Annotated in this window: 7 protein-coding genes; 5 read left to right on the forward strand and 2 right to left on the reverse strand. The window is 71.4% G+C overall.

What is annotated here, in order from left to right:
* From ABDW35_RS27830 to ABDW35_RS27845, 4 genes are all read left to right on the forward strand, one after another.
* A partial coding sequence (locus ABDW35_RS27830; protein WP_343717110.1) for a sugar ABC transporter permease occupies nucleotides 1–793 on the forward strand: 793 nt, incomplete at its 5' end.
* A gap of 247 nt (nucleotides 794–1,040) precedes the next feature.
* The gene (locus ABDW35_RS27835; protein ID WP_343717111.1) at nucleotides 1,041–1,862 is read left to right on the forward strand and encodes a carbohydrate ABC transporter permease; all 822 of its coding nucleotides are present in this window, start codon (nucleotides 1,041–1,043) and stop codon (nucleotides 1,860–1,862) included.
* Nucleotides 1,863–1,871: 9 nt separating this feature from the next.
* On the forward strand, nucleotides 1,872–2,717 hold the full coding sequence (locus ABDW35_RS27840; RefSeq protein WP_343717112.1) for a MurR/RpiR family transcriptional regulator: 846 nt from the start codon (nucleotides 1,872–1,874) through the stop codon (nucleotides 2,715–2,717).
* A gap of 231 nt (nucleotides 2,718–2,948) precedes the next feature.
* Nucleotides 2,949–3,812 (forward strand): N-acetylmannosamine kinase, encoded by an 864-nt coding sequence (locus ABDW35_RS27845; protein WP_343717113.1) that lies wholly within the window; start codon nucleotides 2,949–2,951, stop codon nucleotides 3,810–3,812.
* 7 nt (nucleotides 3,813–3,819) lie between these two features.
* Here the strand turns inward: ABDW35_RS27845 and ABDW35_RS27850 are convergent, their stop codons facing one another.
* Nucleotides 3,820–5,025: an MFS transporter gene (locus tag ABDW35_RS27850; protein ID WP_343717114.1), complete on the reverse strand. Its 1,206-nt coding sequence runs from the start codon at nucleotides 5,023–5,025 to the stop codon at nucleotides 3,820–3,822.
* A gap of 88 nt (nucleotides 5,026–5,113) precedes the next feature.
* Here ABDW35_RS27850 and ABDW35_RS27855 point away from each other — a divergent pair, with 88 nt between their 5' ends.
* Complete coding sequence (locus ABDW35_RS27855; RefSeq protein ID WP_343717115.1) at nucleotides 5,114–6,142, forward strand: AraC family transcriptional regulator; 1,029 nt, start codon at nucleotides 5,114–5,116, stop codon at nucleotides 6,140–6,142.
* Here ABDW35_RS27855 and ABDW35_RS27860 read toward each other — a convergent pair.
* Nucleotides 6,124–7,197 carry a tartrate dehydrogenase gene (locus ABDW35_RS27860; RefSeq protein ID WP_343717116.1) on the reverse strand — a complete coding sequence of 358 codons (1,074 nt, stop codon included), beginning with the start codon at nucleotides 7,195–7,197 and terminating at the stop codon, nucleotides 6,124–6,126. The genes ABDW35_RS27855 and ABDW35_RS27860 overlap by 19 nt on opposite strands.
* Between the last annotated feature and the right edge of the window lie 180 nt (nucleotides 7,198–7,377).

Here is a 7,377-nt window from a genome sequence, read left to right on the forward strand (position 1 = left end):
CTTCCCGGCCGTCGCCAACCTGGTCTACAGCCTCAGCGAGGTGCGCTTCACCGGCCTGTGGTCGCCGCGCTGGGTCGGGCTCGACAACTACCGGGCGGTGCTGGCCGACCCGGCCTTCTGGGCCGCGGTCGGCTTTTCCGCCCGCTTCGCGATCGTGGTCACCGCGGCGCAGCTGCTGCTCGGCTTCGCCCTGGTGCTGGCGCTCGACCCGCTGATCGCCAAGCGGCGCTGGCTGATGGCCTTCCTGCTGCTGCCGATGATGGTGTCGCCGGCGCTGCTGGGCGTGATGTACCGGCTGATGCTGAACGATTTCGTCGGTGTCATCCCGCAATACCTGCAGATGGTCGGCTTCTCCGACAACCTGCTGGACGTCGACTGGGCCTTCACCACGGTCGCAGTGATCGAGGTGCTGCAATGGACGCCCTTCGCCTTCCTGGCGTTGCTGACCGCCTATCAGGCGATCCCGGGCGAGCTGGTGGAGGCGGCGTGGATCGACGGCGCCGGACCCTGGGCCGTGTTCCGCCGCATCACCCTGCCGCTGATGGTGCCGGCGCTGGCGATCACCGGCTTCCTCCGCTTCATCGACAGCTTCCGGGTGTTCGACCACATCTATGTGCTGACCGGCGGCGGCCCGGGCACGCTGACCCAGAGCCTGTCGATCTACATCTACCGCACCTTCTTCCAGCAGGAGCGGATCGGCCCCGCCGTCGCCGCCTCGATGCTGCTGCTCCTCGCCTCGATCGTGGTGCTGCGCCTGCTGATGGCGCAGATGCTGAGGGGATCGCGGCGATGAGAACCGCTGGCTGGACGTCCTCCCCAAATGAGTCCCCCCTCCCCTTGCGGGAGGGGGGCAGGGGGAGGGGGCTTTCTCCGTTTGGCGTGACCCGGACAGTGCCAAGCCGGCTCCGCCGACAAGGCGTCGTAGACCCTTCGCATTCGCGCGCGGACGCGCGCAGACCCCTCCCCCTACCCCCCTCCCGCAAGGGGAGGGGGGACATGAATAGGACGAGCTCATCTCGAACTGAGCAGGGGCGACGGCGATGAAGCGCCTGGGCAGCCTCCTTCGCTGGGCCGTGTTCCTGCTGGCGGTCGTGGTCCTCAACATCCCGGTCATCGTCACGCTGCTGACCTCGCTGAAGACGACGCTGGACATCAATGCCTATCCGCCGGTCTGGTTGTTCGCGCCGACGCTGGAGCACTATGCCGAGGTGCTGACCGACCCGGCGTTGGACTTCCCGCGCTACCTGCTGAACTCGACCGTCATCGCCCTCGGCGGCACCGTCCTGGCGCTCGGCCTCGGCGTGCCGGCGGCCTACGCCATGGCGCGGCTGGAGAAGGGGACCACGACCATCCTGCCGGTGGTCACCAACCTGCGCGCCCTGCCGCTGGTGATCTTCGCCATCCCCTTCTACCTGCTGTACCAGGCGCTGGGGCTGCTCGACACCCGGCTGGGCTTGGCCCTGATCTCCTGCATCATCAACCTGCCGCTGGCGCTGATCCTCCTGGTCGGCTTCCTGCAGGACCTGCCGCAGGAGATAGAGGAGGCGGCGCGAGTCGACGGCGCCTCGACCTTCGCCGTGCTGCGCCACATCGTGCTGCCGCTGGCCCGGCCGGTGCTGGTGGCGGTCGCCATCCTCAGCTTCATCTACAGCTGGAACGAGTTCCTGTTCGGCCTGATCCTGACCACCCGCAGCGCCGTGCCGGTGACCGTGGGCGCCACCTTCTTCATCACCTCCTGGGGCGTGAAATGGGGCGCCACGGCGGCGGCGATGATGCTCAGCGTGCTGCCGCCGCTCTTGCTCGGCCTGGTCAGTTACCGCTATCTCGGCCGGGCGATGCTGGCCGGGGCGGTGAAGGGGTAGAATGCAGCCATGAGCGAGACCCCGACCCTCGGGCGCAAGGTGCTGGCCAGCCTGCGCGCCGCCAATCCCGGCCTGTCGCCGGCCCTCGGCCGGATCGGCGATTACGTGCTGGAGGGGCCGGAGCGGGTGCTGTCGCAGACGGTGACCGAGCTGGCCGAGGCCTCCGGCTCCTCCGAGGCCTCGGTGATCCGCTTCTGCCGCGAGCAGGGCTTCCCCAGCTTCCAGGGCTTCAAGCTGGCGCTGGCCACCGAGCTGGCCTCGGCCCAGCCGGCGCGGGCGGAGGAGGCGGGGCGGCACGCCCTGTTCCGCATCGTCGACCGTGCCGTCGACGCGCTGCGCCAGACCGAAGACCTGCTGGACCCGGCGGCGGTGGAGGCGGTGGCCGACCGGCTGCGCACGGCCCGCCGCGTGCTGGTGTTCGGCGTCGGCGCCTCGGCCATCACCGCGCGCTACGCCCAGTACAAGCTGGCCCGGATCGGGCTGCAGGCGGTGGCGCATGACGACCCGCATATGGCGGCGATGGCGACCGCGGCGCTGGGCGATGGCGACGTGGCGCTGGCCGTCTCCAGCTCCGGCTCCACCCTCGATGTGGTCCGCGCCGCGACGCTGGCGAAGGAGGCCGGGGCTTTCCTGGCGGCGATCACCAACCGCACCAAGAGCCCGCTGACCGGCCTGGCCGATATGGTGCTGCTGGCCTCGGCGTCCGAGACGCCGCTGACCGGCGGGGCGCTGACGTCGAAGATCAGCCAGCTGGTGATCGTCGACATGCTGTTCGAGACCATCGCCGACCGCGACCCCGCCGCTCGCGACGCCATCCGCCGCACCGCGCAGAGCGTGGCCGACCGTGGGTATTGAGATGGGGAACCGCTCGAGGTTCGCTTTTTATAGTCCCCCCTCCCCTTGCGGGAGGGGGGCAGGGGGAGGGGTCTGCGCGCGTCCGCGCGCGGATGAGTCATGGCCGTCTTCGCCACCCCGACCTGCATTCCCAGGATCGGCGCGAGCGGAGGAAACCCCCTCCCCCTACCCCCCTCCCGCGAGGGGAGGGGGGACTAGAAGGGAGCAGTCCGCGAGCGCCGGCGGCCCCCCATGACCACCGTCATCGATCTCGGCGGTACCAAGATCGCAGCGGCGCGGGTGGAAGGCGCCACGGTGCTGGAGCGCCGCCAGGCGCCCACGCCGCGGGACGGACGCTTCGAGAGCCTGGTCGAGGCCATCGCCGCCCTGGTCGCCGGCTGGGCCGACGGGCCGGTCGGCATCGCCACCACCGGGCTGGTGCGGGACGGCAAGCTCTCCGCCACCAATCCCGGCACCCTGCCGGTGCCGCCGGACTCGCCGCTGGTCGCGGCGCTGCAGGACCGGCTCGGCGTCCCGGTGCGGGCGGTGAACGACGCCCAGGCGGCGGCCTGGGGCGAGTTCCGCCACGGCGCCGCGCAGGGCGTCGGCTCGATGGTGTTCCTGACCGTGTCGACCGGCGTCGGCGGCGGGCTGGTGCTGGGCGGGGAATTGCGGGTCGGGCCGGGCGGCCTGGCCGGGCATCTCGGCCATGTCGTGGCGGTGCCGGACGGGCCGCTCTGCGGCTGCGGAAGGCGCGGCTGCGTCGAAGCCGTCGCGTCCGGCCGGGCGTTGGCCTCCGCCGCGACCGAAGCCTTCGGAGAGGAGATGGATGCCCAGGCCCTGTTCCGCCGCAAGGATCCTGCGGCATCGGCGTTGATCGACCGCGCCGCCGCCGCCATCGCCCGGCTGCTGTCCGACCTGAAGGCGGCGCTGGACCTCGACCTCGCCGTGATCGGCGGTGGCGTCGGCCTGGCTGACGGCTTCCTCGGCCGGATCGACCAGGCGCTGGCGGCCGAGCCGCGGCAGTTCCGTCTGCCGCTGCGCCCGGCCGCCCTGGGTCACGATGCGGGGCTGATCGGCATGGCCGACCTGATGGCCGCCGGCCAGCCCCGCTGACTCTGCGTCACGCTGCCGCCGTCGCCGTCCGCGGCCGGATGCCGAGCGCGATCATCACCGCGGCGAGCAGCAGCACGAAGCCGGCGGCGGTGAACACGCCGAGCGCGCCGCTGACGTCGAAGATGGCGCCGCCGGCCGCGGCGCCGGTCGCGATCGCCAGCTGCACCGCCGCCACCAGCAGGCCGCCGGCGCTTTCCGCCTCGTCGGGGACGGTGCGGGTCAGCCAGGTCGACCAGGCCACTGGCACCGCGCCGAAGGCCACGCCCCACAGCGCCACCATCGCCGTGTTGGCCACCGGCGCGCCGCCGCCCACCGCCACCAGGCCGAGGCCGAGGATGCCCATGGTCAGCGGCATCAGCATCATGGTCAGCCGCATGCTGCGCTCCAGCAGCACGCCACCCAGGAAGGTGCCCAGGAAGTTGGCGACGCCGAAGCCCAAGAGGATGCCCGACACGCCGGTGATGCCGACGCCGGTCACCGTCTCCAGGAACGGCCGGATGTACGTGAAGAACGCGAAATGCCCGGTGAACACCAGCAGCACCGCCAGCATGCCGAAGCCGACCTGCGGCCGGGCCAGCACCTCGACCAGGGTGCGCAGCCGGGTCGTGCCGCTCGGCGCCATGCGCGGCAGCGTCGCGAACTGCACGGCCAGCGCCAGCAGCCCCAGCGCCGCGGCGATCAGGAACACGCCGCGCCAGCCGATGATGTCGCCGAAATAACTTCCCAGCGGCGCGGCGGCCACGGTCGCGGCCGAGACGCCGCTGAACAGCAGCGACAGGGCGCGTGGCACCAGTGCCTCCGGCACCAGCCGCATCACCGTCGCCGCCGACATGGTCCAGAAGCCGCCCAGCGCCACGCCCAGCACCACCCGCGCCAGCAGGAGGGCCGGCAGGCCGGGGGCGAAGGCGACCAGCAGGTTCGACACCGTCAGCAGGATCGAGAAGGCCAGCAGCACGTACCGCCGGTCGATCCGCCGGGTCGCGGCCGAGACCAGCAGGCTGGTCACCAGCGCCACCGCCGCGGTCGCCGTCACCGCCTGGCCGGCCAAGCCCTCGCTGACATGCAGATCCGCCGCCATCGGCGTCAGCAGGCTGGCCGGCAGGAACTCCGCCGTCACCAGCCCGAAGACGCCGAGCGTCATCGAGACGACCGCGCCCCAGGCCGGCTCCTCCCGCGCCGGCGCCGCGCCCGTCCGCTGTGTTCCCTCGATCATCGGGACCATCCTTCAAGAGAGAGGTTTTGATGCAGTGCAGCAGAAGGTAGGATGGACTCTCCGGACGATCCATGTCAGACACTCCGGAATGTTTGATCGTCCGTCCGAATCGCGATCCGAACACCCGACCCCCCGGCAGCCCCCGCCGCGGCCCGCCGGCGACCTGGTCAGCGAGCTGCTGCTGGGCATGCGCCTGTTCGGGGTGCAGTACCGCCGCATCGCGATGGCGCCGCCCTTCGGCCTTGGCTTCGGCACCGTCGAGAATCGGGCTCAGTTCCACTTCGTCGCCCGTGGGCCGGTGGTGCTGCGCACGGCCGACGGGACGCTCCACACCCTCAATTCGGGCGATGCCGTGCTGCTGCCGCGCGGCGGCCCGCACGAGCTGCTGTCCGCGCCTGACCAGGCCAGCCGCGACATCTCCAGCTTCGAGGGCGAGACGCTGTGCCAGAGCGTCCGCATCATCCGCGCGTGCCCGGAGGGCTGCGATCCGGGCTCCGGCGCGCTGATTTTCAGCGGCTGCATGGAATTCGACCTCGGCGGCATGCACCCGCTGGTGGCGCTGATGCCGGAGGTGATGCTGGTCGGCACGCTGCTGAACCGCTACCCCGAGATCCTGCCGATGCTGGAGGCAATGGCCCGCGAGGCCTGCGACGAGCGCGCCGGCTTCGCCGCCATCCTGGCGCGCCTGGCCGACGTCGTCTCCGCCTCCATCGTCCGCGGCTGGGTCGAATGCGGTTGCGGCGACGCCAAGGGCTGGATCGAGGCGCTGCGCGACCCGCGCCTCGGCCGCGTCATCGCCGCCATGCACCGCGACCCGGGCCGCGACTGGACAGTGGCCGAGCTGGCAGCCGAGATGGGGGCGTCACGGTCGGTCTTCGCCGAACGGTTCCTGGCCGTCACCGGCCTGACGCCGCTGCGCTACGTCGCCGACCTGCGGATGCGCCTGGCGGCGCAATGGATCGGCCGCGACCGAATGCCGATCGAGGCCGCGGCCCATCGCCTCGGCTACGGCTCGCAAGCCGCGTTCAGCCGCGCCTTTAAGCGGGTGATCGGCCGGTCTCCCGGGGCGATCCGCGCCGCTGCCGCGGTGTCCAACGGTCAGACGTTCGAGCTGTAGATCGCGTCGATCACCGCGTCGGTGACCTCTTTCGTCGTCGCGGTGCCGCCGACATCCGGGGTCAGGATGCCGGCGCCGGTCACCCGCTCCACCGCGCGCATCAGCCGCCCGGCCGCCTCGGCCTCGCCGAGATGCTCCAGCATCTGCGCCGCGGTCCAGAAGCTGGCGACCGGGTTGGCGATGCCCTTGCCGGTGATGTCGAAGGCCGAGCCATGGATCGGCTCGAACATCGACGGGAAGCGCCGTTCCGGGTCGATGTTGGCGGTCGGCGCCACGCCCAGGCTGCCGGCCAGGGCGCCGGCCAGGTCGGACAGGATGTCGGCATGCAGGTTGGTGGCGACGACGGTGTCGATGCTCTGCGGCTTCAGCGTCATCCGCACCGTCATGGCGTCGACCAGCATCTTGTCCCAGGTCACGTCCGGGAACTCCTTCGCCACCTCGGCCGCGATCTCGTCCCACATCACCATGCCGTGGCGCTGGGCGTTCGACTTGGTGACCACGGTCAGCAGCTTGCGCGGCCGCGACTGCGCCAAGCGAAAGGCGTAGCGCATGATCCGGCTGACGCCGACCCGGGTGAAGATCGCCACCTCGGTGCCGACCTCCTCCGGCAGGCCGCGATGGGCGCGGCCGCCATGGCCGGAATACTCGCCCTCGGAATTCTCGCGCACGATCACCCAGTCCAGATCGCCGGGCCCGGCATGGCGCAGCGGCGAGGTGATGCCGGGCAGGATCCGCGTCGGCCGGACATTGGCATATTGGTCGAAACCCTGACAGATCGGCAGCCGCAGGCCCCACAGGGTGATGTGGTCCGGCACGTCGGGCGCGCCGACCGCGCCGAAATAGATTGCGTCGAACGGCTTCAGCGTGGCCAACCCGTCCGCCGGCATCATCGCGCCGTTCGCCTTGTAGTAGTCCGACCCCCAGTCGAAGGTCGTCACCCGGAAGGCGACATCGCCCATGCGCTGCTGCAGCGCCTCCAGCACCCGGATCCCGGCGCCGATGACCTCGGGGCCGATGCCGTCGGCGGGGATGGCGGCGATCGCATGGGTGCGCATGGGGCGACTCTCCGGTCTGGGGCTCCGCCATCCTTGCGCCTCCCGCCGCGCTCCGCCAGCGCGGAGAGGGCGGCGGGACTCACATCGCCAGCCCGGCGAAGGGATCGCGCCAGGCGTCGATCCGGTTCAGCCGGTCATGCCAGCGCATGATGTTCGCGTACTGCGTCACCGGGATACTGC

Source organism: Inquilinus sp. (assembly GCF_039594555.1).
Taxonomy (GTDB): Bacteria; Pseudomonadota; Alphaproteobacteria; order DSM-16000; family Inquilinaceae; genus Inquilinus.